The organism is Kribbella sp. NBC_01245 (genome assembly GCF_036226525.1).
Classification (GTDB): Bacteria; Actinomycetota; Actinomycetes; order Propionibacteriales; family Kribbellaceae; genus Kribbella.
Genome location: NZ_CP108487.1, coordinates 3,807,339 through 3,831,247 on the forward strand (window position 1 = coordinate 3,807,339; position 23,909 = coordinate 3,831,247).

The window sequence follows — 23,909 nt, forward strand, 5'->3', positions numbered from 1 at the left end:
CTGATCACGTTGCTACTGCCGGCAGAGGCCGCTCCTGTCCCGAAAAAGGGCGTGAGCACTTGGAACATGAACGGCGTCACCCAAGCTCTGCAGGACTCCCGAGTCAGTTGGTACTACAACTGGGACTCAGGGCGCGCAGGGATCACCTCACCAGCTGGTGTCGAGTTCGTGCCGACGATCTGGGGTCCGAACCACGTGACCGACCAGAGGCTCTCTGGCTGTGGACATGAGTTTTGACACCGGATGGTGGTGAGTTCGACAGCACGATCGGGTGTTGCGGGTGGGTTGTGGACGTGAGTTACGACCAAGTGCCATGTAGCGCTGAGTAGCCGGGCTGGGCGTCTTACGCAGCAGCAGGCTGAGCTGGAGGCGTTCGAGGGCGGCGGTGCCGGCGGCTTCCAGTCGTCCGGAAGCGTCGTGGTTCGGCTAGTTCGCCGCGCCGGGCGGTTCTCGTCAGGCAGCAGTTGTTCGAGCACTCGCCCTGTCACATCGGCTCGTCGTCTGGGCTCATAGGTACGAGTGCAAACCACACGAGGAGGACACGATGCAGTTCGAAGAAGCCGCCGAGGCCGCCGACGAAGGGACGATGCGGTCGATGCTGGCCGCCGATCCCAGGCTGCGCGATCGGCACGTAGACCTGGTTGCGCGGATGGCTGAGGCGCGCAACTGGTCAACGGTCCGGCTGCTGATCGATCTTGGCTTCGGCGTTAACGGTGTCACCGCCGCCGGCGCCACCGCCTTGCACTACGCGGCCTCAGCTGGTGAGCTGTCGATCGCGCGCCTGCTGGTCGAGCACGGTGCCGACCACACCGCCCGCGAACCGGGGTTCAACGCGCAGCCGGCGGGCTGGGCGCAGTACTTCAAGAAGCAGGAAACCCAGAAATATCTCGAATCCCTGGCCTAATGACGCGCCGCCCGGTCACGCGGCATCAGGCCCCCAGCTCGTCGAAATAGGGCTCGCCATCCCGCTCAGCATTCACTGCCCTGTTCGCTGCGTCCGGTTGAGGAGGGCGGACGCGAGGCGGTGGACGCGGTCGGGGTCGCGGACAACGTCGATCCTGACGATCTTGTCGCCCGCGACGGTGAAGGCCATGACAGAGAACGGCCGCCCGTCGCGGGTGATCAACGTTCCGATCGCGCCGTTGACCAGGGCGGGGCGCAGCTGGCCACCACGTGGGGCGCGGGCCTGCTTGGCTACGGCTGGCGCGCCGCGGACGACGGTTGGCGGCCGGGTGGTGCCGAAGTCGGTGCGCAGGACGACGTCGGGGTCGAGGACCTGGACGAGGGCGTCGAAGTCGCCGTTCCACGCAGCCGCGTAGAAGGCACGGACGACCTGCCGCTGGCGCGCTAGATCCGGATCGGGTGATGGGATCTCGGCATCATGCACCCGGCGCCGTGCCCGGCTGGCGAGCTGCCGCGCGGCGACCGGGGTGCGGCCCGCGATGCCGGCGATCTCCTCGAAGGGCAGTTCGAACATGTCGTGCAGCACGAACGCCAACCGCTCAGCCGGAGTGAGCTGGTCGAGCACGACGAGCAGGGCCAAGCTCACCGAGTCGGCCAGCAACGCCTCCTGCTCGGGGTCGAGGTCCCCGTCCGGGATGACAACCAGGTCGGGCAGGTGCGCGGCGAACGGATCCTCCCGGCGGCGTCGGCGGGAGCGCAACATATGCAGGCACTCCCGGGCGACGACGGTGGTCAACCATCCGCCAAGGTTGTCGATCTGCTCCGCATCGGACCGGCTCAGCCGCAACCAGGCATCCTGAACAGCGTCGTCCGCGTCAGCCAGCGAGCCGAGCATTCGATAGGCCACCGCCTGCAGCCGGGGTCGGTGCTGCTCGAAGCGCGCGGCCAGCCACTCGTTCTCGTCCATCGATCACACCATCCCATCACCGGGGCTCAAAGAGGTGAACCCTCAGACACGGCGAATGTGACACGCCTGGCCGGCTCACCGTGTGCCCGGGCGTCGGTCTGGACGCGGCTGTTCAGGCCGATCACCGGATCTTCTCCGTACGACCGGCCCGACTCCGGAGGCGATCATGAGCGACCAGTACGGGCTCACCGAGTAGGCCCAGAACTCCCAGCGGTGTGTCCGGAGCCGCAAAGTAGCGAGCGGGCCTCGGCTCAAACTGGTGAGGTTGCTCTGGGCGTGCGATGACCGCGGCTTCGCGCCCGGTTCGAGGCGGGCGCTCGGCTCAGACCGGGCGCTGAGCGAAGTTCGAGGACGCGGTGATCGGCCGCATCTGCCGGTCAGTTCGCTGGGAGCGATTCTGAGGCGGCTTCTTGGCCGTCTGAGCTCGGTAGTATGGTCCGTCGCGAAATCGTTCGTTGCTAGTGGCTCAGGCTGTGGGTGAGCCGGTACGACTCGGTGCCGGTCTCGATGATGTTCCCGCCGAACGTCAGGCGCGACTACAAGCGACAGGGATGCGCCTAGGCAGCCCAGCCGTCGCGTACCTGATCGACTGGAGCACCGGTAGGGCGCGCTACCCGACGCAGGCGCTGCTCGCCAGTTTCGCCCGACGGTCTGCCGAGATGATGAACGCCCACTCGGCCGTCGAGCGCTACGCCTGGTTCGCACTCCCAACCGACCGCTCCGGCACTGGCCTCTACAACGGCCCCACTCCTAACGAGGTCGGCCGTGCCTATCGGGACGTCGGTTAAGGCTCAGCGCATGTTGTGGAGGAGGGCGGATTGGAGGTAGCCGAGCCAGTCGTAGAGGTCGTAGGTGAGGCGGCGCGGGTCGTCGTCCGGCAGCTTCTCCCAGAACTCGTAGTCGTCCTCCTCGATGCCGAGGCGGGCGCCGATGGCCAGGCGCAGGTCGTTCAGCGCTCGCAACCAGGAGACCTGCTCCTCGGCCGGCACGGTGATGCCGTCCTTAGGCGACTCGCTCTCCTCGATCGCGGTCAGTACGCGTTTGGCGTCGGTGATCTTGCCGTCGCGCAGCCCCCGCTCGGTGAACCGGCGGAACTCGGCCGAGGCCATGTCGTCGGACTTGTAGGCGTCTGGCAGCAACCGCTGCAGCACCTCGTCCTCGGGTGGCGCGGTCGGTCCGTCGTTGTCGAGCAGCGCGGCCAACGGGTCATCCGGCACCCCGGTCGCCCGCGGCGGCATGCCGTCGTACAGCAACTCGACCAGGTTGCGGAGCAGGTTCGCCAGGATCTCCGCCTCATGGTCGGCGAATGAGACGACCACGGTGCCCTTGCGCTTGCGGAAACGGGTCACGACTTCTCGCAGGTGGCCCACAGGCCGTAGGAGTGCATCGCCTCGACGTCTCGTTCCATCGCCTCGCGGTTGCCGTTGGATACGGCGGACTTGCCCTCGTTGTGCACTTGCCACATCAACTTTTCCGACTTCTCCTTCGAGTAGCCGAAGTAGCTCTGGAACACGAACGTCACGTAGTCCATCAGGTTGACCGGATCGTTCCAGACGATGGTCACCCAGGGTGGGCTCAGCTGGATCGCCTCGTCCGTCGACGGGCTGTCCAGCTCGCTCGGTGCAGTGGTCACTCAGCCATTCTCTCCACTAGTCCGTCCCGGCTCGCAATAGGCTGCCCTTTGTGAACGATACGACCGCGCTGCTCACGGACCACTACGAGCTCACCATGCTCCAGGCGAGCCTCGCCGACGGTACGGCACATCGCCGCTCCGTTTTCGAGCTGTTCGCCCGCCGCCTCCCGGACGGCCGCCGGTACGGCGTGGTCGCGGGCGTGAACCGGCTGCTCGACGCGCTGGAGGCTTTCCGGTTCGACGAGCAGACGATCGCGTTCCTGTCCGACCGTGGCGTGGTCGACCAGGCCACCTGCGACTGGCTGGCCACCTACAAGTTCAGCGGGGATATCGCCGGTTATGCCGATGGCGAGATCTTTTTCCCGGGATCGCCGGTGCTGGTGGTCGAGTCGACGTTCGCCGAGGCCGTGCTGCTGGAAACCGTGTTCCTGTCGATCCTGAACCACGATTCGGCCGTGGCGTCGGCCGCCTCCCGGATGACCTGGTGGGCCGGTGGGCGCCCGTGTATCGAGATGGGTTCACGCCGTACGCACGAGGGCGCCGCGGTGGCGTCCGCGCTCGCGGCGTACATCTCGGGGTTCGCGGCGACGTCCAACCTGGAGGCGGCCCGGCGCTACGGCATTCCGAGCACCGGTACGGCGGCGCACTCGTTCACGCTGTTGCACGACACCGAGCGGGACGCCTTCGTCTCCCAGGTCGATGCCTTGGGCAAGGGAACCACGCTGCTGGTCGACACGTACGACCTGACCGAGGCGGTCCGCACGGCGATCGAGGTGACCGGGACCGAGCTGGGCGCCGTACGGCTCGATTCCGGCGACTTGCCGTCGTTGGCCGGGCAGGTGCGGGAGCAGCTCGACGCCCTTGGCGCTACGAAGACCCGCATCATCGTGACCAGTGACCTCGACGAGTACCAGATCGCGGCGCTGGCTCCGGCATCCGTCGACGGGTACGGCGTGGGGACGTCGCTGGTGACGGGTAGTGGGCATCCCACCTGCGGGTTCGTCTACAAGCTGGTCGCGCGGGCTGATGCCGAAGGCAACCTCAAGCCGGTCGCGAAGAAGAGCCCGGACAAGATCTCGATCGGCGGCCGGAAGTACGCCCTGCGGCGGCGGGACAAGTCGGGTGTGGCGGAGGCGGAGCTGGTCGGCGTTGGCGAAGCACCGGTCGACGATGGCGATGACCGGATGCTGCTGCGGACGCTGGTCGAGGGCGGCAAGGTCGTCGGCCGTACGACGCCGGACGAGTCGCGCGCGCACCACCTGAAGGTCCGCGACGAGCTCCCCCGCAGCGCGAGCCAACTCAGCCGCGGCGAACCGGCCATCCCCACCGAGTACATCGGCAACGTCCAGGCCCGCAACCCATTCGCACCCCGGCCGCGAGCATGACCGACACACCGAACGCCGAACCGGCCGGCTTGCCCGGTGACAGACCGGCCGACCTGCCGGGTGACATGCGGGTTGGTGAGCCGGTTTGTCCGGGTGCCGAGGTTGTTGGTGAGGAGGCTGAGCCAGGTTGCGAGGGGTCCGATCGGGCGACCGAGTGGCCCGCCGACGCGCCGGCCAGTCCCGCGGACGTCCTGATCGCCTTGCGTTTCGCCGGACGCGCTGTGCGCAAGGCGATGGCGGAGGAGCTGACGGGAAGCGGCGTACACGTCGGCCAGGAGTTGGTCCTGATCAAGCTGGCCCATCTCGGCTCGTTGCCGGTCGCGCAGCTCGCCAAGGTGCTCGACGTCGAGGTCCCGACGGCCAGCCGGACCGCGCAACGCATGGAGGCGGCCGGCCTGGTCCGCCGAGTCAAGGCGACCAACGGCGACGCCCGCCTGGTCAGCATCGAGCTCACCGCCGAGGGCGCCGAAGCCGCCGAGGTCGTCCGGGTCATCCACGAACGCGTCGGCGAGCGCCTGACCCAAGGCCTCGACGCCGACCAACGCCGCGAACTACGCAACATCCTCTGGCAACTAGCCGCCAACGGCGACGCCCTCCCCGGCTAACCCTTCTCCCCTGCCTCGAGTGGTCACCTCTGATCCCCAACGCCGCCGACTGGCTTGCCGGCGCGGGTCAGACGCGACCACTCGCGGCAGGAGTGAAGGCGGGTCAGACGCGACCACTCGCGGCGGGAGAGAAGGGCAGACGTGAAGGGTCAGCGGGGGGCTAGTTCTACTGTGCTGAAGGAGTCGGGGGTGGTGGGGGCGGCGGGGATTAGCGTTGAGAGTTGGAGGTTGATTGAGCGGAGGCGTTCGTATTGCTCGGTGCGGATGGCCTCCTCGCCGTCGCGGATCAGCCGGTCGGCCGTCGCCGGATTCGTCATCTGGTAGCGCTGGCGGCTTAGGTCCTCGAAGAGGTTGATCTGGCCCACCGGCGTCCGGTCCAGCACTCGCCAGCAGAAGATCTGTAACTCCTGCAGCCTCTGCCGCAACAGATCCGCGTCACGAGACTCGATCGCCTCCGCCACCGCGCGCTCGTACACCGGGAGCTCGGACCGATCGGTCGGACTCCCATGGCTGAGGATGAAGTCGTGCGCCTCGGCGACAACCGTCTCGGCCTGCTGGACCAACGCCGGCCAGGTCAGCTCGTCCTCGACGGCGTCGATCGCGACTCGCAGATCCAGGATGTACTGGTTGGCCTCGACCGCGACCGCGGGATCGCCCGCCGAGCGCAACGCGTTCTCCATCTTCTCGACCAACTGCTCGTCGGTGATGCGCTGCAACATCATGTCGGCCAACGGACTTCCGACGGACGCCTGCTCACGCCGTACGTCCTCCAGCCGGTCCCGCTCGACCTGCGCCGCCGTCTCCAGCTCGTCGGTCACCGGCGCGGCCTCGGTATCCAGCCGGATGCTGTCCTCGAACTCGGCGTCCAGGATCGGCAGGTACACCGTGGTGCGGACCAGCCGCGAGATGTCGATTTCGATCGTTAGCCGCAACTCGCTGCCCGCCGGGACCGCCCGTGCGACCTGATCCGCGCGCACTTCCAGTCGGCCGATCCGGCGATTCCGGTCAGCGCGTTGATGCACACCCTCGAGGATCGGGATCCGGATCACCCCGTTGTCGGGCCGGACCTCCTCGGTCGTGCGCAGCGTGATCGCCCGGCGCGCGGGCAGACCGGCGTTGCGCTCGGCCAGTTTGTGCAGCTTGTTGTCAGCCGTCCCGATACCGATCGCGTGCGTCAGCATCGGCTGGGTCTCGACCGAGCCGACCGTGTACCGCAACTCGTCCGGGCTCAACGGCAACCGCGCGCCGGTCGAGTCGGTCAGCTCGACCTGGTACTTGTTCAGCCGGCCGCGCTCGGCCCGCAGCACGACGACGAACGCGCCCTCCGCGGAGAGCTGGAGCTTCCCGCTCCGCCACGGCGGCCGGGCGTCGGCGTTCACGACCTCGACCGACAACCCGGTCAACGACGGCCCGTCGATCCGCCCGATCACCTGCGGATCGTCGTCCGGGCCCATTCGCGGATACTCAAAACGCGCCGTGTACGACCCGACGGGCGCATCCGCGATAGGTGCCTCGGGCAACGGTTGGGCGCCGGCGAAGATGGCCGCGCCACGCGCCACCACGGTCATCGGGTCCTGGTCGTACTCCAAGGGCACGCCGAGCTCGGCAGCGACCAACTCGCGCACGAACGGCATCATCGTCTGGCCGCCGACCATCAGCACCTTGCCGATATCGGCCGGGCTCACCCCGCAGTCGGCCAGCGCCTGCCGGCACAACTCGATCGAACGGCGCACGAACGGCTCGGCCAAACGCTCGACATCCGCCCGGCGCAGCTCGTAGTCCAGCTCGAGCAGCTCGCCACCCACGCTGAGATCGACCGTCACGTCGGTGGAATCCGCGCGCGACAGCCGCACCTTCGCCACCTCGGCCGCGCGTTTGAGCTTGCTGACCACGACCTGCCGCTCCGGGTTTCCACGAGTCAGCCCGGTCAGGCTCGGCTCCTGCTCGATCGCGGCCGGGATCAGCAGCTCCTCGACGATCTGCCAGTCGACCAGCTTGCCGCCGAGGAAATTGTCCCCCGCATGCCCCACCACGGAGAACTCGCCGTCGCGCAACTGGATCACCGCCGCGTCGAACGTGCCACCGCCGAAGTCGTAGACCAGCCACATCGCGTTGTCGTCGGTGGACTGGAAGCCATACGCATGGGCGGCCGCGGTCGGCTCCTGCAGCAGCACGGGATAGCGCAGCCCGGCCAGCTCGGCGGCTCGCCGGGTGGCATCGCACGCGTTCAGGTCGAAGGCGGCCGGCACGGTGATGACCGCGGCCTGGATCTCCTCGCCAGTTCGCGTCCGGACGTCCGCGCGCAGCGACTTGAGCACCTCGGCGGACAACTCCTCCGGGGTCAGCTCGCGCCCACTCGCCGCGAATCGCTGCAACTGGCCCGCCGTACCCATCCTGAGTTTGAACTCGGCACACGTATTACCCGGGTCGACCTCGGAGCGGTCTCGCGCCGCACGTCCGACGTACAAGCGGTCGCGTTTGTCGATCCAGATCGCGGACGGGGTGGTGTCGTCGCCGTCGTTGTTCTTGATCACCTCGGTCTGGACGCCGTGCAGCATCGCGACCGCGCTGTTGGTGGTGCCGAGGTCGATGCCGAAGTCGATGGTCGTCCTGGTCACGCGCTCTCCTTCTCAACCGGTACGCCGACGATCACCTCGGCGAGAGTAAGGATGGCACCCCGCACCGACACTGCCGGGCGAACCGTTTCGAGGATGCGCTCCTGCTGCAAACCCGCCGTCGGCTGGAATGCGATCACCCGAATCGCCAGCCCTGGATCGAAGTCCACACCGTCGTACGCCTGGGTCTCCACGCCCGCGTCGGTCAGCGCGTCGCGGACCGCATGCGCCTGCCGACGTCCGGGTGCGCCGTCTGGGAGCTTGGTGTCCAGCCGCCAGATCGCGACGGCGAGATCGGCCAACGCGCCGGCGGGCAGATCGACCGTCCGGTCCGGCGGCGACGAGTCCAGCGGGCCAGGTGGGCGTGGGGGCAGCATCTGGTTCCTCACGGTCGGATGGCGGATCGATCGCTCTTCATGGCCATGGTGCTCAGTCCGCGGTTGAGTTGGGCCACCACGTCCGGATGTTGCCGGGCTCTGACCATCGCCGCGGCGTACAGGCTGTTGCTGAACTTGCGGTTGATCGAGATGTTCAGCACCGCGAGCGTGCCGCTGATGATGCCGTTCAGGGTCGTACCACCCGGCGGTTCCCAGATGTTGAGCAGGCCGAGCAGGCAGAAGATCAGCGTGACCGTGCCGATCAGGCCGGCGAGGATGAACACGCAGCCGAACATGGGCGACGGTTCCGTGTCGATCTTGTCCCGGGCACAGTCCACGCAGCAGGGCAGGGGCACCGGGGTGATGTCGGGATTCGCCTGACCGGGCACTGCCATCGCGACGACCGCGGTGACGGGCGCGTCGTTATCGCCACACCACCAGCAGGCGCGCTCGGCACCGATCGTCGGCAGCTGGGTCACCTGGCGGTACGGCTCGTCGGCCTGATTGCCATCCAGGTACTGCAAGGTGGCTCGCAGATAGTCCTCGGTGTCGTCCTCGAAGGCTGCGCGCAGACCACTCGATCGGTAGATCCGCTCAGCGGCCAGTCTCGCCTGCGCGGTCTTCAGCGGGGTGTCCGCATGCGCGAGCAGGACCATCGTCAGCAGGTACGTGAAGTCCTGCTCGACACCGAACAGGATCTCGGGCTCGTCCTGGAGCCCTCGGTACTGCCGGAGCAGCGGTGCCGCGTCGGCGACCAACCGGTCGGCCGTCACCAGCGCGCGAGCCGGTTCGCGGTTTGCCTCGGCGACAGCCTCGTCGGCCAGCCAATGGATCACGTTGTCGACGATGATGGTCAGGTCTTCGTCGATCCGGTCCATCAGCTGTTCGGCCGGACCGATCGTCAACGCCACCACGAGGTAGTCGATAACGGCCTTGCCCTGGCGGCCGCGACCCGGCGACTCGTTGGCGAGCAGGTGGTTCGCGATTTTGACCGCGGTGGTCCGCAGCAGTCCGGCCAGTTCGTCGCCGAGGCCGGTCACGACTGCCGCGTCGTCGCCGAGCAGGATCGCCAAGTACTCGAATTCGTCGTCCAGGCAGTCCACCAGGTCGTCGGCCCGTGCCTTCAGTAGGACGGGGTCGTCGGCCGGCAGCCGCGCCTGCTCGCAACGGCTCCGGATCCGCGCCACCACCGGCCGGACCACCCCGTTGAGGGCGCGGTGCAGCACTTCCGGATCGGGGCTCGCGGACCGCATCAGGTCCAGGTGGATCTCGGCGTCGGCGTAGATGGTCTCGGCCTGGAGCTCCTGCAGCAACAGGCGCCCGTGCAACGCCAGCAGCGCGACCGGTACCTCCCGAACGAGGCGGGCCGCCATCGTCACCGGCAAGCGCGGGTCATCGAGGGCCTTGACCCGGCGTACGAGCCAGGCCTCGAACCCGTCGTCCGCGAGCACTTCCGCCCACGCGTCGTACGTCGCTCGCCAGCCGCGAACCGTGAGCTCTTCGAGCGCGAGAGCCAGTTCCAGTACGCCGAGGTTGTGCTTCGCGACGACGCGTTCTTCCGCCGTACGCGCGGGGTCTTTCGCGACGGCCTGCCAGGTCGTGCGGGCCTCGGTCTCGTCCTGGGCTTGACCGTCCGATGGCGTTGGCCAGAACCAGAAGAGCTCCTCGGTCAGCCGTTGGACGGGATCACGCAAGCGCAGGATGGCCGTCCGCACCGCCTCGGCATCCGGCGGCGGGTCCAGCGGCAGGACCTGAGCGTTGGTCCGGACGGGCAGACCGAGTCGCTCCGCCGCCTGCACCTCGTCACCCCGGCGCCGCATCTGCCGCGCGGTCGCGTCTACCGGTAGTCCGCTCAGCCGGAAGGCGTTACGGCGGCACACGTCGGCCGTCAGCGTCTCCCCCAAGCCGAACACGTCCGGCCGCTCGTCAGTCACCCACGTCCCCACTCGTCAGCCCCAACCCGAGCTGCAACCGTAACTTCCGGCAGCGTCACCGGCCGCCCGAACCGTGTCGCCGATGTGCCGCCTCGGTCTGCACGTCATGGAACATCGCGTCCGTACCGACCACGGCCGCCATCCCGTACGCCGCCACCTCACCGTCGTACGCGACCGTTGCCCTCAGCAACTGCCGGCCCCCACCTGTACGTCGTACGCCGCGGGGTTTGGCTGGTAGGCGGGAGTGGTCAGGGGTGAGTGGTTAGGGGTGGGTGCAGGGGGTGGCGCCGTTGCGCCATTGGTGGTCGTAGCGGCCCGCGACCTTGGTGACGAACTGCTCGACGGCTTGATCGTCAACCGCGTCGAGCCGTTGTAGCCGCTGCCAGCCGGTCATCGCGATCCCTCGGCCCAGCGCGGGATAGGGCGCGACGACGACGTCTCGCGGATGCTTCCGGCCGAGGCGTTCGAGGCGTTCGACGTCACTCGCCGATACGTCCGAGCCGTACTGCAGCAGGACGTGCCCATGTTCCAAGACGTGGACCTGCAACTCCTCGACGATCGGGTCGCGGTAGATGCCGGGGATGACCACTCGCGGCGAATGCGGGCCGGAGGTCGGCGGCTTGCTGCGGTACGGATCGTGGGGCGCGCTCTCGTACGCGATGTGGCGATCGCCCTCGAACGGCTGCGGCGTACCCGGCACCTGGTCACACGGCAGCGCGGCCCGATCGGTGAACTGGCCGACGAGTACCCCGACCGCGAGACCCGACATGGTCAGCACGCTCAGACTGGTGACGATAATCCCGACCAGCAGTCCCAGCCAACGACGCCTCATCCGACGGTCCTCCTGGCCTGGTAGCGATTCCGCACGATCACGCCGACCGGCAGCAACACGTTGAGCGACGCGAAGACCAGCAGCGCGATCCCCTCCCACCAATAGGCGCTGGCGAACGGCGCTCCGATCAGCACACCCGCGGCCCAGCCGAAGGTGACCTTGGCGCTGGGCCAGAGGAAGTACCACGCGAACCAGACCATCCAGACCAGGCCGGCGAGATAGAGCAGGCGGTACCAGCGGGACACCCGCAGATCCTTGGCGTGAGCATTGCCGAGGATCATCGCTTCGGCCGGATTCAGCTTGCGGATAAGGCGTTTGAGGGACAGCCTCGTGACCTGATGCAGGTTGCCGCAGCCAGTCGCGGTGGCCATCACCAAATACATGTCGGTGCGGAGATAGGCCAGGGTCTGGAAGGCAAGCTTGACCACTTGGCTGAACACGACCATCGCCAGGAACCGGATCAGCTCCGGCGGCAGGTCGATCCAGCCGCGCGACCAGGCGAAACGCGGCGCGACAGCCGCGAACAGCACCACGCTGTCGATGGCCATACCGGCGAGGAAAGGCCCGTAGCGGCGTTCGGGCGGCAGCACCCAGAGGCCGGTCAGGTCGGTCTCGAGGACCGGGAAGATGCCGCGGCGTTCGATCCGCAGCCGGGACGGTACGCCGACGGCCGCGCCCGCCAACGCGTGCCAGACCTCGTGGATGATCGTCAGGATGACCACGACGATGTTCGTGACGAGGAGGCTGAGTACGACGTCCGGGAAGATGAAGGTGTCCTCGTACGTCGGCAGCAGCGACGTCTCGGCGACGAACATCGCGGCGGTCGCGATCAGGCAAGCGGCGTAGAACGTCCAGGCGACGCGGCCGAACAGCGGTCTGACCAGAGCCGCCGGCACCCGCGATACGGACCAAAACCTGGCCCCCGCGTCACCTTGGCCGGCCTGTGCCGCGACAGCGTCGGTCTGACTGCCGGCCCGGTTGCCCGCCGTGATGATGCCGGCCTCGATCAGGACTTCGGCGAAGTCGAGGGCGTCGATCGGCTCGCCGGTCTCGCGTTCCACCATCTCGGCCGCCTCCGCGAGGGTGGACCCCGCGGCGAAGAGCTCGACCAGCCTGGCCCCGACTTCCGGCACGATGACGAAGTTGCCGCTGGCGGGATCGCCCACGACATACTCGTCGACATCCTCACGCCGTACGACGACATGCGCGGCGCTCACCCGACTACCGGCGTCGAGCGCGATCACGGGCTCTCCCCGACCCAGCCGCAGGTCTCGCATTTGCGTCCGGGCCGCGGTGCAACGACGTAGTGATACGTCAGATCCGTGAGGCTCAGGTGGAACATCCGCCCGAGCGTCGTGGTCGGGATGCCGGTCAGGTGGTAGACCGCGTCGAGCGCCGCCAGATGCCCGGTGAGGTTGGCCGATGGCGCGATCACGGCATGTCCGTTGAACGGGAACAACTCCTCGGGCTCGGTCCCGTAGTGCTCGCGCAGGCGATCCCCCACACTCGGCAGGCAATCCTGGCAACCGGTGCGCCCCGGCACGAACAGGCCGACCACCGCCATCGGTCCGGCGTACTGGGCGATCATCCACGGCGTACTGGTCCGCAGCGCCGCCTCGTTCGTCCAGTCACGGATGACGTGCATCGGCTGGTCCGCGCAGAGCACCAGCAGATCGCGGCCCTCCATCAGCGCGGCGACGGAGTCGGTCGAATCGACCCGCGTCTCCTCACCGGTGACCTCGACGTGCGAGTTGATCCGGCTGAGGTGTTCGACCGCGACCGGCACCTTGGGTTTGCCGAGATCGTCCTCGGAGTACAGCAACTGGCGCGTCAGGTTGCCGGCCTCGACCACGTCGAAGTCGACGCAGTGCACCGACCCCACTCCGGCCGCGACCAGCGACGACGCGACAGCCGAACCCGTGCCACCCAGGCCGAGTACGACGACCCGGCTGGCCTTGAGCCGGGCCTGGACCTCATAACGCGAGGCGCGCGGGGTGAGGTCGACCCACGCGTAGTACGTCAACGCCCGGTCGTACCGCTCGACCTCGGCCGGGCTCAACTCGGGCGGCGGTGGCGCGGCGGCGTCCTCGACGTACCCGGCGTCGATGATCGTCTGCATCGCGTCCGCCGCCTCGGCCGCGGTCAGGTCTGGCCGCGCGGTGATCAGGTCCGCGACGATCCGCTCGCGGCTGCGTGTGCCGTCCATCAGGCCGAGCAACACCCAGAGGGCGCCGTCCTCATCGTCGATCTCCGCGCCGATACCGAGCTGCCGGCCGCCGATGTTGATCAGCGTCGGGTTCAGCCGCACCGGCTTGTGAATCCCCTTGATCCGTGGCCGCACCATGCCTATCCCTCCTCACAACCCCGCTCGGCGATGGAACGACCGGGGCACGGCCTGAGCCGCACCCCGGTCGATGACCTGACTAGCCGCAGATGTCGTTACGGCAGCCGGGGTCGAGAATCATCGCGGTGGTCTCCAGCTTCTCGAGCTTGCGCACGAGGACCTTCCGCGGTTCCGGCTTGGTCTCGACCTTCTTCTCCATGACTTCCTCCAGCGAATCGGACGGAAGCGGCTAACCGCCGCATGGCGGTCATTAGAGCAGCCACCCCATTGTTTTCCAATGCCCCGAATTTGATTTCCGCCCGATTCAAAAAGGTAAATCGGACAATACCTTGAATCAAACGACTAAATACCCTCACACCCCATTACTGCCCGCCACCCACCAGTCGCCCCCAGTCACCCAAACCTCCAATCCCCCACCAAACAAGGCCATCGGCACACCTGACCGCCCCACACATAGGTATCAACCACCCAAATTCATCCACAACATCCACCCACCGAATACCCGCGCCACCCGCCCCGAATCCGGGCAATTCCCCCCATTCCCAAACCCACCCACCACCTGCCATCATTCGCCCCCCGAATTCCCACCTAAAAAGCCGATCATCGGGCCCTTCCGACCCGGCGTGTCACCGTTCATCGGGCCCTTCTGACCACCCATTCGCAGGAGTGCTCGTCACTCAGAAGAGTGACGTGTGGCCAGCGATTGTCACTCCTTTCGGTCATGTGCCGGACCTGCCTCAGGTCGCAGGCTCGAAGGCAGCCGCCGACGGCGATCGCGCGACCAAAGGCACGCGGCCGGCTGGCGATCGCACCGTTCCGTCCAGCCCGTACGACGACCTGGCTCGCCGCCGCGGTTTCGCTCACCTTCGCCATCGCGTACGTCGCGTACTCGCTCGGGCGGCACCGAGCGTTCGCCACCACCGGCTTCGACCTCGGGATCTTCGAGCAGGCCGTCAGCAGTTACGCGCACGGGCACTGGCCTACGTCGAACGTGCGCGAACCCGGACTCAACCTGCTCGGCGACCACTTCCACCCGATCCTGGCCGTCCTGGCGCCCTTCTACCGGCTACTCCCGCACACGGAGACTCTGCTCGTCGCACAAGCCCTGCTGCTGGCCATCTCGGTATTACCCATCACGAGGTACTCCGCGGTCGCTACCGAACAGCTGTGGCCTTTGCGGCTCCCCTGGTGTTGGTGAAGGAAGACCTCGGTCTAACGCTTGCAGCCCTCGGTATCCTCCTTGCGCTCCACCGGCCAACCCAGCGGCTAGGACTGGCCACTGCCGTCGCCGGCTGCCTGGCATGCCTTGTGACCGTCCTGCTGGTGATTCCGGCCTTCAACGCAGACGGCACCCCGCGTACGCCGAAGCCGCCAAACGCCTGATGGCCAAGATCCCCGACGGCGCCTCGGTCGCCACCGACAAAGCGCTGGCCCCCCAACTCACCAGCCGCACGGACGTCTACCTGCTGCCACACGCGGCCAAGACCGAATGGACCCTCGCGTTCACCAGCCAACCGGAGAGCCAGTTCGGGAGCCAGTTCGGGAGCCGACTCGTCGCGAGCGAGGTCTTCATCGACGGCCCCCTCGTCCTCATCCACCGAGGCCACTGATGCGCCGAGGCCGCTGAGGCAGCAGCTTGCCAACACTTTGTTAGTCGGCTAACGTTCCAAGCGAAAGGTTAGCCGACTAACAAAGGTGTAGGCATGGAGCTGGGGCTGCGGGATAAGGCTGTGTTGGTGACCGGGGCGAGCCGGGGAATCGGCCGGCGGACGGCGCTCGCGTTCGGGGCCGAGGGCGCCCGGGTGGCGATCACGTACCACTCGGACCGGGAGGCGGCGGAGGCTGTCGCGAAGGAGATCGACAGGGCGTACGTCGTACGGATGGACCTGAATGACCCGGAGTCGATCGCGACAGCCGTTGCCGAGGCGGAAGACCACTGGCAAGGGCTCGACGTGCTGGTGGGTAACGCGGTGAACTGGGGCAGCGGCGACTTCCACAACCGCCCGACGCGGATCGAGGACGCGCAGCCGGCAGAGTGGGAGCCGGTGCTGCGGGCCAACCTCGAGGGGAACTTCCGCCTCGTCCAGGCGGCCGCGCCCGCGTTGCGCCGGTCGGAGCAAGGCCGGTTGGTGCTGGTCTCGACCGATCTCGCCGAGCGGGGAATGACCGGGAGCTGGGCGTACGGCGCGGCCAAGGCCGGCCTGCACGGCTTGATCGCGAACCTGGCGCATGACCTCGGCCAGGACGGCGTACTCGCGAACATCGTGATGCCCGGGGTCACCCTCGAGGACGGCGAGCACCGGGTCATTCCCAGCGCGGCGCTGGCCGAGTTCACGAAGAAGTTCACCGCGCAGCGGCTGCCGGACGCGGACGACGTGGCGGCGGCGATCGTGTTCCTGTGTTCGGCACGGACCACGGCGACGATGGGAGAGATCCTCCGCGTCAATGGCGGCGTTTTGAACGCGGCTTGATCCACGACCACAGCGCCCACGGCAGGTACCGTGGCCTTCGAGGAGCCTGACGGCCCACGAAGGAGCGGAACGATGACCCGGGCACTGATCGTCGTCGACGTGCAGAACGACTTCTGCGAAGGTGGCAGCCTCGCCGTCAGCGGCGGCGCCGATGTGGCCTTCCGGATCGGCACCCTGCTGCACGCCTGGCAGGACGCCGAACCCGAGGACAAGCGGTATGACTTCATCGTCGCGACCAGGGATCACCACATCGATCCGGGCGCGCACTTCTCCAAGAACCCGGACTTCACCGAGTCCTGGCCGCCGCACTGCGTCGTCGGCACGGACGGCGTGAGCTTCCACCCGAACCTGGACCCGCAACCGTTCGACGCCATCTTCGACAAAGGCGAGTACGCCGCGGCGTACTCGGGCTTCGAGGGCAAGAGCCACGACGGGCACGCGCTCGCGGAGTGGCTGCGGGAGAAGGGTGTGACCGAGGTGGAGGTGTGCGGTATCGCCACCGACTACTGCGTGAAGGCGACGGCCCTAGACGCCGCCCGCGAGGGCTTCCCGACCACGGTGCTGACGGAGCTTACGGCCGGGGTGGCGCCTACCAGCACCACCGAGGCCCTCGCGGAGCTGAAGTCAGCCGGTATCAACCTGCGTTGACGACCACCGGCGTGCCGTTCGCGACCAGCTTCCAGTCAGTGGTCGCGAACGTCGCCGGGTCGATCTCGCCCTTGGCCGTCACGTAGTCGATCATCAGCTGGCGAATCTCGACCTGCCGGTTGTAGAGCACCGGCGCCGTCTTGATGTGCGGGAAGTTGCCGCCACCCGACTGGCGGTAGTTGTTCACGGCAACAACGAACTTGTCCGCCGCCGCGACCGCCTTACCGTCGTACGACAGACCGGTGATCCGCGAACCAGGAGCCTTCGCGATGTCGACGTCGTAGACCAGCGGCTTGGTCAGCCCGCCGAGGATGTCGTAGTTGTAGTCGGGCGTCCCGTTCGGCGCGGTGTCGGTCGGGGCGTTGGTCACCTGGTCCGGCGTGAACGGCCCGGCGCCCGTGACCTGCTTGAAGTACCGCGCGGAGAACTCGAGGTAGTCCTTGAGCTGCGCACCAGTCATCGTCACGCCGATCAGCGTGTTGTCGAAGATGTACAGGCCGGCCACGTCGCGCACGCTCACGTCACCGGCCGGAATCGCGGCGGCACGGTTGAACGGCGCAGCGATCGCCAGTACGGGCAGTGCCGCCTCGGGCGTGCCAGCGATGGCCTTGCTGACCGCGTCGGCCTGGACGAAGTTCACGAAGTCCAGGGCGGCAGTGTCCTCCCAGGGGGCAGTGGCGGCCGACATCGCCGTCTTGTTCTTGCCGATCTTCGAGTTCACATAGGCGACAACCGTGTCGTGGTCCTTCTTCAGCAGTCGCTCGACCGCTGGGTCAGCCGTAACGGTGTTCGCGTTCAGCACCTGGCCGTGGCGGCCGACGACCTTCCAGCGGCCGCGAACCTTCTCCAGGTCCAACTCCATCAGCGCGAGCCGCATACCCCACTTGAGCGGGTCGATCAGCAGGACCTGCTCCCCGGTCTGCTTGTTCGTCACGAATCGCTCAGGGATCTCCACATGCGCATGCCCGACCAGTACGGCGTCGATCCCCGGCACCTGCTCGGCCATCAGCCCGGCGGCGTTCTCCGGGAACGGCAGGGCGTCGCCGTACGACGAGGAGAGGTCCATCCCGGTGTGCGCCGAGACGATGACCACGTCGGCCCCCGCGGCGCGGACTCGCGGCACCCAGACGCGGGCCTGCTCGACGATGCCGCCGAAACGGATCTTGCCGTCGACGATCGCCTTGTCCCAGATCGCCGTACCCGGGTTGGTCAGGCCGAGGATGCCGACCGTGATCGAGCCGCCGCCGGGCACGCGCACGCGCTTCAGCACGTACGGCGGGAAGACCGGCAGGTCCGTCGTCCAGTCCTGGGCGTTGGCGCCGAGCAGCGGGAAACGCAACTGGCGCTGGAACTTGCGCAGGATGTCGAGGCCGTAGTTGAACTCGTGGTTGCCGAGCGCGGCCGCGTCGTACCCGATCTGGTTCATCGCGGCGGCCATCGGGTGCACGTGCCCACCGGTGATCGGGTCGATCTTGGCGTAGTAGTACGCGAGCGGGGTGCCCTGGATGGTGTCACCCGCGTCGAGCAGCAACGGCTGCGGCGTACGGCGCTCGCGGGCGAGGCGGTGCCGGACGGCGGAGACGAGCGTGGAGACCTTGGCCAGGCCGATGTCGTTGTGCGCGGAGTCGTCGTACTCCGCGTTCTTGAAGTAGTCCCAGTTGAAGACGTTGCCGTGCAGGTCCGTCGTCCCCATCACGGTCAGGCGAACCGTCTTCTTTCCTAAAGCCAATGCGGGCGTTGGCTGGAAGCCGGCCGCGGCGAGGGCAGTGGCGGCCGCCGTTCCGCCGAGAATCGCACGCCTGCCCATAGTCGGACGGTCACCTCTGTTGTCGGTCATATCTGCCTCACGCTTCGTGTACCAGGTCCCGTGCACGATAACTGGCTGCCGTGGCAGTGTCCTTGTCAGGCATCGGTGCGGGGATGCGGGAGGATGCCGGGATGACCTCGCCGCGCAGCCGCCTGCTGCTCGCTGCCGCCCTCCTGACCGGAGCCGTGCTCGCACAGGTCGGTCAGCCTGCCGCCGAGCCGTCGACCGCCTCTGCCTCCCCTGACCCAGTACGCCCGGTGCAGGTGTCCAAGCCCGCTCCAAAGCCCAAATCTTCTGCCGGCCCCCGTAACCGTCGTAAGAAGGAAAAGCCGGGCAAGGTCATCTACTTGACGTTTGACGACGGGCCGCAGCCGGAGTGGACGCCGAAGGTACTGGCAGTTCTAGCCCGCCACAACGCCAAGGCGACGTTCTTCATGCTCGGCCGCGAGACCGCGCCGTACCCGGAGCTGGTCGCCAGAGTCCGTCAGGCCGGGCACACCGTCGGCAACCACACGTACGGCCATCTCATCCTGACCAAGCTCTCCCCTACCCGGCTCAAGTCCGAGCTGACGCGTGGACCGAACTCCAAGTGCTTCCGGCCGCCCTTCCGGGCCACCAACGCAGAGGTCCACAAGGCGGCAGTGGCGCTTGGGCAGCGGGAGATCCTCTGGGACATCGACACCAGCGACTGGTCCAAACCCGGCGCGGACAAGATCGAGAAGGCCGTGCTGCGCGGCGCATTCCCGGGCGCGATCGTCCTGTTGCACGACGGCGGCGGCGACCGCATCCAAACTGTGCAGGCTCTGGAGCGCATCCTCACCAAGCTGTCCTCGAAGGGCTACAAGTTCAAGGCCCTCGACTGCTAGCTAGTACGACCTGAGGATCATGGCCCGGCCTTGCGAGTAGTACTGCAGCACACGGTCCAGCTCCGCCAGCGGAATCGCCAGCGTTGCCGGATGCACCCGCGGCCCACGTACGCCAAACAGCCGCATCAAGCGCTTACCCGCCTCGGCCTCCTCGAACCCGACAGTGACGGGCAGATCCGGCTTGACGCCCATCTGCAGCCCAAGCACGAGCTGCGGCCTACGCGTGATGGTGAAGCTCATAACGGCCGCCCACGGGTAGTAGAAACGACCGATCGTCAGACCTTCGTCCGTCAGGCGCATCGCCTCAAACGAGGCAGGCGGCGTCTTCCACACCTTGCAGCGTCTGAGGATCAGGAAGTACGAGGCGGACAGCCCGAGCATCGCCAGCGACAGTAGGCCTCCAGCGATCGCGAAGCCCCAGGAGCGGTCCATGATCGAAGGAACGACTCTCACGGGCAGACTTGCCAGCCCCAGCACCAGCCAAACCCAGGCGCCGAAGCGGTTGAGCTTGAGTATCTTCGCCCGCTGCGCCCAGAGCGCCGGCGGGTCGAACATGACGCTGTAAGGCTGGTTCACCGCAGGATCGCCGTACGGCCGCCAGAGAACTGCCGAAGCGCCGCGTCGATCGCCTCGACCGATTGATCCAGAGCGGCCACAGCGACGAACCCTGGCGACCTGAGCATCCGTTTGGGCTGCAGCGCGGCCTTGGCGGCAGGGTGATCCAGACCGGAAACACCCGGGTTGAGCGCAATCTCCAGCACCGGCTCGCCGAACGGCTGCCGCACCTTGAAGCCCTTCACCACGTCCCACGGCAGTACGACGGGAGCGGGCGCGCCTTCGACACCGAGCTCCAGCGCGGACGGCGACATCCGCATCGCGAACCGCGGGAGCTCGGCCGCGGCAAACCAGCGCTTGCGATCGGCAGTGAGCCGCAAGGACCTGGCGTTGATGACCGCGAGCGGCAGCACGCTCAGCAACATCAGTAGGGCGAACGGCCACATGTCGGCACCGGGATGGACGAACACGGCGTACACCACGAAGATGACGGCCAGAACGACACCGATCGCGGCCAGGATCGCGCTGACCCAACCGCCGACCCACTGGATCTTGTGGACCACCTCGCGGCGGCGCAGCACGGTGTCCCGATCGAGTCCGACAACGAAGGTGGTGGCTCCTGCTGGCTCCGTCATACCAGCAGGATGCCGTGTTCCTGGCCTACTCGCGGTGACGACCCGCCCACGTCCAGGCATACACGCCGTCGTCGACAGCGCGGCCGCCTTCGCCGAGCTCCAGCGGGCGGAAGGTGTCGACCATCACCGCGAGCTCCTCGAACCGCTCCGCGCCGAGCGAGGCCTCGATCGCCGACGGCTGCGGCCCGTGCGCGTACCCGCCCGGGTGCAACGAGATCGAGCCGAGCCCGATACCGGAACCCTTGCGCGCCTCGTAATCGCCGCCGCAGTAGAACATCACCTCGTCGGAGTCCACGTTCGAGTGGTAGTACGGCACCGGCACCGACAGCGGGTGGTAGTCCACCTTGCGCGGCACGAAGTTGCAGATGACGAAGTTGTAGCCCTCGAACACCTGGTGCACGGGCGGCGGCTGGTGGATCCGGCCGGTGATCGGCTCGAAGTCGCTGACGTTGAAGGTATAGGGGTAGAGGCAACCATCCCAGCCGACCACGTCGAACGGATGGGTCGCGTACGTCATCCGGCTGCCGACGATGCCACTCGGGCCATTGCCGCGGTGTTTCACCAGCACCTCGACGTCATTGCCCTCGGCAAGGAACGGCTCGGCCGGCGCGTGCAGATCGCGCTCGCAGTACGGGGCGTGCTCGAGGAGCTGGCCGAACCGGCTCAGATAGCGCTTCGGCGGCGCGATATGGCTGTTCGCCTCGATGCAGTAGGCGTGCACGCCATCCGGCCCGGGCAGCCAGCGATGCGTGGTGGCCCGCGGGATCAGCACGTAGTCGCCCTCGCGCGCTTCGAGCACGCCGAAGACGGTCTCGACCGTGGCCGACCCCTTCTCGACGTACACGCACTCGTCGCCGATGGCGTTGCGGTAGTACGGCGACACCTCGACGGCCGCGACGTACGAGATGCGAACATCGCCGTTCCCCAGTACCAGACGGCGATGTTCGACCACGTTGTTGCCGTCGGCCCCTGCTTTGAAGAGATCGTGCAACTTCAGATGCCGGGGCGTCAGCGGATGGTTCGCGACCGTGCCAAGATCGGGCAGTTGCCAGACCTGCGAGTCGACGATCGCCGACGGCACGCCCGAATGGTAGAGCAACGACGAATCCGACGAGAACCCCTCCTCCCCCATCAGCTCCTCGTAGTACAGGCCGCCGTCGGGCCGCCGGAACTGCGTATGCCGTTTGGGTGGAACCTCGCCGAGCTGTCGGTAGTACGCCATCATCTCTCCGATTATCGAACGCGTGTGTCCGCTTACCGAAAGCATCCGCTAGGCTCGGGGCCATGTCAACCGTGCCCCCACTGTTCCGGCGGCTCGTGGACGATGCCGCCATGTTCCCGCCGGGCGAGCTCCCACTGGCTGAGGCGGTCGCCGCGCACCGCCGCCACCGCGAGGCGCCGTACGGCGAACTGGTCGGTCCGTTCGTCTGCACCGACGACAATCTGATCGCCGTCGCGCTCGAGCCGGGCGACACGCCGCTCGACGTGTCCGTGGTGGTCACCGGCGGCGCCGGCGGCATCGAACCGCCGGTGCGGTACGGCGATCGCTCCGACCGGGTGAACGTCGTCGCGGTCGAGGTCCGCCTGCGCGACGAGGACGACCTGTCCCGCAACGCGCTGCGCGTCGTCCGGGCCTGTGACGACTGCCTCGACGAGGAGAACGCTTTCATCGAGATCGGCCCTTCCGGGCAGCTGGAGGGCGGTTGGGAGCGCGCGCTCGACGTCGTCGCCGACGCGGGTTACGCCGCCAAGCTGCGCACCGGCGGCCTGGACGCGAGCCTGTTCCCGGATGCCGGCCAGGTGGCGTCATTCATCACCGCGTGCCTCGATCGCGAGGTGGCGTTCAAGTGCACGGCCGGCTTGCACAATGCCGTTCGGCACACGGACGGCACGACCGGTATCGAGCACCACGGCTTCCTGAACGTGCTGCTGGCGACGCGCGCCTCGCTCGACGGTGGCGGTCACGAGGATCTCGTCGCCGTGCTGGAGAATCGGGACGGTGCGGCCCTCGCGGAGCAGGCTCGCCAGCTGTCCGACGACCAGGCCGCTGGAACGCGTCGGTGGTTCACCTCGTTCGGATCGTGCAGCATCATCGAACCACTCGACGACCTGATTGCCCTCGACCTGATGGAGGACCCGCGGTGAGCCGGATCGACGTGCCCGAGGACTCGCCGTTCGGTCCGGAGAACCTGCCGCTCGGCGTGTTCCGGCTCGGCGACGAGGAGCCGCGGATCGGCGCGGCCATCGGCGACTACGTGATCGACCTCGCACCGGTCGCGGCCGCGCAGATGCTGGACGGCGCGCAGTTGTTCGCGGAGCCCACGTTGAACAAGTTCCTCGCGCTCGGCCGGCCGACCTGGCACGCGACCCGCGAGTGGCTGCTCGAACTCGCCCAGGAGAAGGAGACGGTCGAGCCGTACCTGATCCCCCGTGAGTCCGTCACGATGCTGCTGCCGTTCGAGGTCGCGGACTACGTCGACTTCTACGCCTCCGAGCACCACGCGAGCAACGTCGGCAAGCTGTTCCGTCCGGACGCCGAACCGCTGCTGCCGAACTGGAAGCACCTGCCCGTCGGCTACCACGGCCGCGCCGGCACGATCGTTGCCAGTGGCACCGATATCAAACGGCCGTCGGGTCAGCGCAAGGCGCCCGATGCGGACGCCCCGACGTACGGTCCGTCGCAGCGCCTCGACATCGAGGTGGAGCTCGGGTACGTCGTCGGCACGCCGTCCAAACTCGGAGAGCCGGTCAGCGTCGACTCCTTCAAGGACCACGTGTACGGCGTGGTCGTGGTGAACGACTGGTCCGCCCGTGACATCCAGGCCTGGGAGTACGTGCCGCTCGGGCCTTTCCTCGGCAAGTCGTTCGCCACCTCGATCTCACCCTGGGTGGTATCGCTGGAGGCGCTCGAGGCCAGTGCCGTTCCGCTAGGCGCGCAGGAGCCCGCCGTACTGCCTTATCTGGACGGCAAGGACCTCACGAACTTCGACATCACCTTCGAGGTCAAGTGGAACGGTCAGGTGGTGAGCCGTCCGCCGTACAAGTCGATTTACTGGTCGGCGGCGCAGATGCTGGCCCATCTCTCGGTCAACGGCGCCTCGGTGCGGACCGGCGACCTGTTCGCCTCCGGCACGGTGAGTGGGCCCGAGCCGGACCAGCGCGGCTCCTTCCTGGAGCTGAGCTGGTCCGGCCGGGAGCCCGTCACGGTCAACGGCGAGCAGCGGAGTTTCCTGCTCGACGGTGACGAGGTGACGATCAGCGCATTCGCCACCACCGCGACGGGCACCCGGATCGGCCTCGGCGAGGTCACCGGCCGGATAGTGCCCTAACGA

27 protein-coding genes are annotated in these 23,909 nt (G+C 67.6%); 13 read left to right on the forward strand and 14 right to left on the reverse strand.

All coding sequences use genetic code 11. The features are described from left to right. The first annotated feature begins 66 nt into the window (after nt 1–66). Both OG394_RS40085 and OG394_RS16775 read left to right on the forward strand, forming a co-directional pair. Nucleotides 67–237 carry a glycosyl hydrolase gene (locus tag OG394_RS40085; protein ID WP_442914307.1) on the forward strand — a complete coding sequence of 57 codons (171 nt, stop codon included), beginning with the start codon at nt 67–69 and terminating at the stop codon, nt 235–237. Between the two features lie 307 nt (nt 238–544). Beyond that, nucleotides 545–904 (forward strand): ankyrin repeat domain-containing protein, encoded by a 360-nt coding sequence (locus tag OG394_RS16775; RefSeq protein ID WP_328996301.1) that lies wholly within the window; start codon nt 545–547, stop codon nt 902–904. A gap of 72 nt (nt 905–976) precedes the next feature. Here the strand turns inward: OG394_RS16775 and OG394_RS16780 are convergent, their stop codons facing one another. After that, nucleotides 977–1,870, reverse strand: a complete 894-nt coding sequence (locus OG394_RS16780; protein ID WP_328996302.1) for a sigma-70 family RNA polymerase sigma factor — start codon at nt 1,868–1,870, stop codon at nt 977–979. A 551-nt stretch (nt 1,871–2,421) separates the two neighbouring features. Here OG394_RS16780 and OG394_RS16785 point away from each other — a divergent pair. After that, nucleotides 2,422–2,658: a hypothetical protein gene (locus OG394_RS16785; RefSeq protein ID WP_328996303.1), complete on the forward strand. Its 237-nt coding sequence runs from the start codon at nt 2,422–2,424 to the stop codon at nt 2,656–2,658. Between the two features lie 3 nt (nt 2,659–2,661). Here the strand turns inward: OG394_RS16785 and OG394_RS16790 are convergent, their stop codons facing one another. Next, complete coding sequence (locus OG394_RS16790; protein WP_328996304.1) at nt 2,662–3,219, reverse strand: DUF2017 domain-containing protein; 558 nt, start codon at nt 3,217–3,219, stop codon at nt 2,662–2,664. After that, nucleotides 3,216–3,503: an ATP-dependent Clp protease adapter ClpS gene (clpS, locus tag OG394_RS16795; protein WP_328996305.1), complete on the reverse strand. Its 288-nt coding sequence runs from the start codon at nt 3,501–3,503 to the stop codon at nt 3,216–3,218. Before clpS ends, OG394_RS16790 begins: the two co-directional genes overlap by 4 nt. 95 nt (nt 3,504–3,598) lie before the next feature. On the opposite strand from clpS, the gene OG394_RS16800 reads away from it, so the two are divergent. Both OG394_RS16800 and OG394_RS16805 read left to right on the forward strand, forming a co-directional pair. Further along, nucleotides 3,599–4,888 (forward strand): nicotinate phosphoribosyltransferase, encoded by a 1,290-nt coding sequence (locus OG394_RS16800; protein ID WP_442914308.1) that lies wholly within the window; start codon nt 3,599–3,601, stop codon nt 4,886–4,888. Continuing rightward, a complete protein-coding gene (locus OG394_RS16805; RefSeq protein WP_328996307.1) occupies nt 4,885–5,493 on the forward strand; it encodes a MarR family winged helix-turn-helix transcriptional regulator in 609 nt (202 codons plus the stop codon). The genes OG394_RS16800 and OG394_RS16805 overlap by 4 nt, the downstream gene beginning before the upstream one ends. A gap of 149 nt (nt 5,494–5,642) precedes the next feature. On the opposite strand, the gene OG394_RS16810 is transcribed toward OG394_RS16805, so the two are convergent. The 7 genes from OG394_RS16810 to OG394_RS16840 all read right to left on the reverse strand — a co-directional run bounded on the left by OG394_RS16810 (nt 5,643) and on the right by OG394_RS16840 (nt 13,595). Next, on the reverse strand, nt 5,643–8,111 hold the full coding sequence (locus OG394_RS16810) for an Hsp70 family protein (protein ID WP_328996308.1): 2,469 nt from the start codon (nt 8,109–8,111) through the stop codon (nt 5,643–5,645). Next, complete coding sequence (locus tag OG394_RS16815; protein WP_328996309.1) at nt 8,108–8,485, reverse strand: hypothetical protein; 378 nt, start codon at nt 8,483–8,485, stop codon at nt 8,108–8,110. Before OG394_RS16815 ends, OG394_RS16810 begins: the two co-directional genes overlap by 4 nt. An 8-nt stretch (nt 8,486–8,493) precedes the next feature. Next, the gene (locus OG394_RS16820; RefSeq protein ID WP_328996310.1) at nt 8,494–10,419 is read right to left on the reverse strand and encodes a hypothetical protein; all 1,926 of its coding nucleotides are present in this window, start codon (nt 10,417–10,419) and stop codon (nt 8,494–8,496) included. Nucleotides 10,420–10,474: 55 nt separating this feature from the next. Further along, on the reverse strand, nt 10,475–10,609 hold the full coding sequence (locus OG394_RS16825; protein ID WP_328996311.1) for a hypothetical protein: 135 nt from the start codon (nt 10,607–10,609) through the stop codon (nt 10,475–10,477). A 72-nt stretch (nt 10,610–10,681) separates the two neighbouring features. Then, the gene (locus OG394_RS16830) at nt 10,682–11,251 is read right to left on the reverse strand and encodes a DUF3105 domain-containing protein (RefSeq protein WP_328996312.1); all 570 of its coding nucleotides are present in this window, start codon (nt 11,249–11,251) and stop codon (nt 10,682–10,684) included. Continuing rightward, a complete protein-coding gene (locus tag OG394_RS16835; protein ID WP_328996313.1) occupies nt 11,248–12,495 on the reverse strand; it encodes a hypothetical protein in 1,248 nt (415 codons plus the stop codon). The genes OG394_RS16830 and OG394_RS16835 overlap by 4 nt, the downstream gene beginning before the upstream one ends. Next, entirely contained in the window at nt 12,492–13,595 is a 1,104-nt protein-coding gene (locus tag OG394_RS16840) for a HesA/MoeB/ThiF family protein (RefSeq protein WP_328996314.1), read from the reverse strand. The genes OG394_RS16835 and OG394_RS16840 overlap by 4 nt, the downstream gene beginning before the upstream one ends. Before the next feature lie 721 nt (nt 13,596–14,316). Between OG394_RS16840 and OG394_RS16845 the strand changes: the two genes are divergently transcribed. The 5 genes from OG394_RS16845 (at nt 14,317) to OG394_RS16860 (ending at nt 16,714) form a co-directional block, all read left to right on the forward strand. Next, complete coding sequence (locus OG394_RS16845) at nt 14,317–14,793, forward strand: DUF2079 domain-containing protein (RefSeq protein ID WP_328996315.1); 477 nt, start codon at nt 14,317–14,319, stop codon at nt 14,791–14,793. Beyond that, a complete protein-coding gene (locus OG394_RS40090; RefSeq protein WP_442914288.1) occupies nt 14,790–14,978 on the forward strand; it encodes a DUF2079 domain-containing protein in 189 nt (62 codons plus the stop codon). Before OG394_RS16845 ends, OG394_RS40090 begins: the two co-directional genes overlap by 4 nt. Next, on the forward strand, nt 14,897–15,205 hold the full coding sequence (locus tag OG394_RS16850; protein ID WP_328996316.1) for a DUF2079 domain-containing protein: 309 nt from the start codon (nt 14,897–14,899) through the stop codon (nt 15,203–15,205). Before OG394_RS40090 ends, OG394_RS16850 begins: the two co-directional genes overlap by 82 nt. Nucleotides 15,206–15,298: 93 nt before the next feature. Further along, the gene (locus tag OG394_RS16855; protein ID WP_328996317.1) at nt 15,299–16,066 is read left to right on the forward strand and encodes an SDR family NAD(P)-dependent oxidoreductase; all 768 of its coding nucleotides are present in this window, start codon (nt 15,299–15,301) and stop codon (nt 16,064–16,066) included. Between the two features lie 72 nt (nt 16,067–16,138). Further along, nucleotides 16,139–16,714, forward strand: coding sequence for a nicotinamidase (locus OG394_RS16860; protein ID WP_328996318.1), 576 nt, complete (start codon nt 16,139–16,141; stop codon nt 16,712–16,714). On the opposite strand, the gene OG394_RS16865 is transcribed toward OG394_RS16860, so the two are convergent. After that, nucleotides 16,701–18,521, reverse strand: coding sequence for a bifunctional metallophosphatase/5'-nucleotidase (locus OG394_RS16865; RefSeq protein WP_328996319.1), 1,821 nt, complete (start codon nt 18,519–18,521; stop codon nt 16,701–16,703). The genes OG394_RS16860 and OG394_RS16865 overlap by 14 nt on opposite strands. Before the next feature lie 131 nt (nt 18,522–18,652). On the opposite strand from OG394_RS16865, the gene OG394_RS16870 reads away from it, so the two are divergent. After that, the gene (locus OG394_RS16870; protein WP_328996320.1) at nt 18,653–19,387 is read left to right on the forward strand and encodes a polysaccharide deacetylase family protein; all 735 of its coding nucleotides are present in this window, start codon (nt 18,653–18,655) and stop codon (nt 19,385–19,387) included. Here the strand turns inward: OG394_RS16870 and OG394_RS16875 are convergent, their stop codons facing one another. Genes OG394_RS16875 through OG394_RS16885 form a run of 3 tightly spaced genes read right to left on the reverse strand, consistent with a single transcriptional unit; the run spans nt 19,388 to nt 21,799 of the window. After that, complete coding sequence (locus OG394_RS16875; protein ID WP_328996321.1) at nt 19,388–19,942, reverse strand: hypothetical protein; 555 nt, start codon at nt 19,940–19,942, stop codon at nt 19,388–19,390. A 17-nt stretch (nt 19,943–19,959) separates the two neighbouring features. Beyond that, nucleotides 19,960–20,577 carry a hypothetical protein gene (locus tag OG394_RS16880; RefSeq protein ID WP_328996322.1) on the reverse strand — a complete coding sequence of 206 codons (618 nt, stop codon included), beginning with the start codon at nt 20,575–20,577 and terminating at the stop codon, nt 19,960–19,962. Between the two features lie 25 nt (nt 20,578–20,602). Then, nucleotides 20,603–21,799: a homogentisate 1,2-dioxygenase gene (locus OG394_RS16885; RefSeq protein WP_328996842.1), complete on the reverse strand. Its 1,197-nt coding sequence runs from the start codon at nt 21,797–21,799 to the stop codon at nt 20,603–20,605. A 62-nt stretch (nt 21,800–21,861) separates the two neighbouring features. On the opposite strand from OG394_RS16885, the gene OG394_RS16890 reads away from it, so the two are divergent. Then, nucleotides 21,862–22,722 carry a hypothetical protein gene (locus OG394_RS16890; protein WP_328996323.1) on the forward strand — a complete coding sequence of 287 codons (861 nt, stop codon included), beginning with the start codon at nt 21,862–21,864 and terminating at the stop codon, nt 22,720–22,722. Next, nucleotides 22,719–23,906: a fumarylacetoacetase gene (fahA, locus tag OG394_RS16895; RefSeq protein ID WP_328996324.1), complete on the forward strand. Its 1,188-nt coding sequence runs from the start codon at nt 22,719–22,721 to the stop codon at nt 23,904–23,906. The genes OG394_RS16890 and fahA overlap by 4 nt, the downstream gene beginning before the upstream one ends. Nucleotides 23,907–23,909 lie beyond the last annotated feature (3 nt).

Excerpts from the sequence above, each read along its gene's own strand:
- OG394_RS16780 (WP_328996302.1), bottom strand. The coding sequence starts at position 1,870 with ATGGACGAGAACGAGTGGCTGGCCGCGCGCTTCGAGCAGCACCGACCC.
- OG394_RS16890 (WP_328996323.1), top strand. The coding sequence starts at position 21,862 with ATGTCAACCGTGCCCCCACTGTTCCGGCGGCTCGTGGACGATGCCGCC.
- OG394_RS16845 (WP_328996315.1), top strand. The coding sequence starts at position 14,317 with ATGTGCCGGACCTGCCTCAGGTCGCAGGCTCGAAGGCAGCCGCCGACG.
- OG394_RS16815 (WP_328996309.1), bottom strand. The coding sequence starts at position 8,485 with ATGCTGCCCCCACGCCCACCTGGCCCGCTGGACTCGTCGCCGCCGGAC.
- OG394_RS16855 (WP_328996317.1), top strand. The coding sequence starts at position 15,299 with ATGGAGCTGGGGCTGCGGGATAAGGCTGTGTTGGTGACCGGGGCGAGC.
- OG394_RS16880 (WP_328996322.1), bottom strand. The coding sequence starts at position 20,577 with ATGACGGAGCCAGCAGGAGCCACCACCTTCGTTGTCGGACTCGATCGG.
- OG394_RS16830 (WP_328996312.1), bottom strand. The coding sequence starts at position 11,251 with ATGAGGCGTCGTTGGCTGGGACTGCTGGTCGGGATTATCGTCACCAGT.
- OG394_RS16800 (WP_442914308.1), top strand. The coding sequence starts at position 3,599 with ATGCTCCAGGCGAGCCTCGCCGACGGTACGGCACATCGCCGCTCCGTT.
- OG394_RS16850 (WP_328996316.1), top strand. The coding sequence starts at position 14,897 with ATGCCTTGTGACCGTCCTGCTGGTGATTCCGGCCTTCAACGCAGACGG.
- OG394_RS16805 (WP_328996307.1), top strand. The coding sequence starts at position 4,885 with ATGACCGACACACCGAACGCCGAACCGGCCGGCTTGCCCGGTGACAGA.
- OG394_RS16785 (WP_328996303.1), top strand. The coding sequence starts at position 2,422 with ATGCGCCTAGGCAGCCCAGCCGTCGCGTACCTGATCGACTGGAGCACC.
- OG394_RS16870 (WP_328996320.1), top strand. The coding sequence starts at position 18,653 with ATGACCTCGCCGCGCAGCCGCCTGCTGCTCGCTGCCGCCCTCCTGACC.
- OG394_RS16775 (WP_328996301.1), top strand. The coding sequence starts at position 545 with ATGCAGTTCGAAGAAGCCGCCGAGGCCGCCGACGAAGGGACGATGCGG.
- OG394_RS16865 (WP_328996319.1), bottom strand. The coding sequence starts at position 18,521 with ATGGGCAGGCGTGCGATTCTCGGCGGAACGGCGGCCGCCACTGCCCTC.
- OG394_RS16860 (WP_328996318.1), top strand. The coding sequence starts at position 16,139 with ATGACCCGGGCACTGATCGTCGTCGACGTGCAGAACGACTTCTGCGAA.
- OG394_RS16885 (WP_328996842.1), bottom strand. The coding sequence starts at position 21,799 with ATGGCGTACTACCGACAGCTCGGCGAGGTTCCACCCAAACGGCATACG.
- OG394_RS40085 (WP_442914307.1), top strand. The coding sequence starts at position 67 with ATGAACGGCGTCACCCAAGCTCTGCAGGACTCCCGAGTCAGTTGGTAC.
- OG394_RS16840 (WP_328996314.1), bottom strand. The coding sequence starts at position 13,595 with ATGGTGCGGCCACGGATCAAGGGGATTCACAAGCCGGTGCGGCTGAAC.
- OG394_RS16875 (WP_328996321.1), bottom strand. The coding sequence starts at position 19,942 with ATGTTCGACCCGCCGGCGCTCTGGGCGCAGCGGGCGAAGATACTCAAG.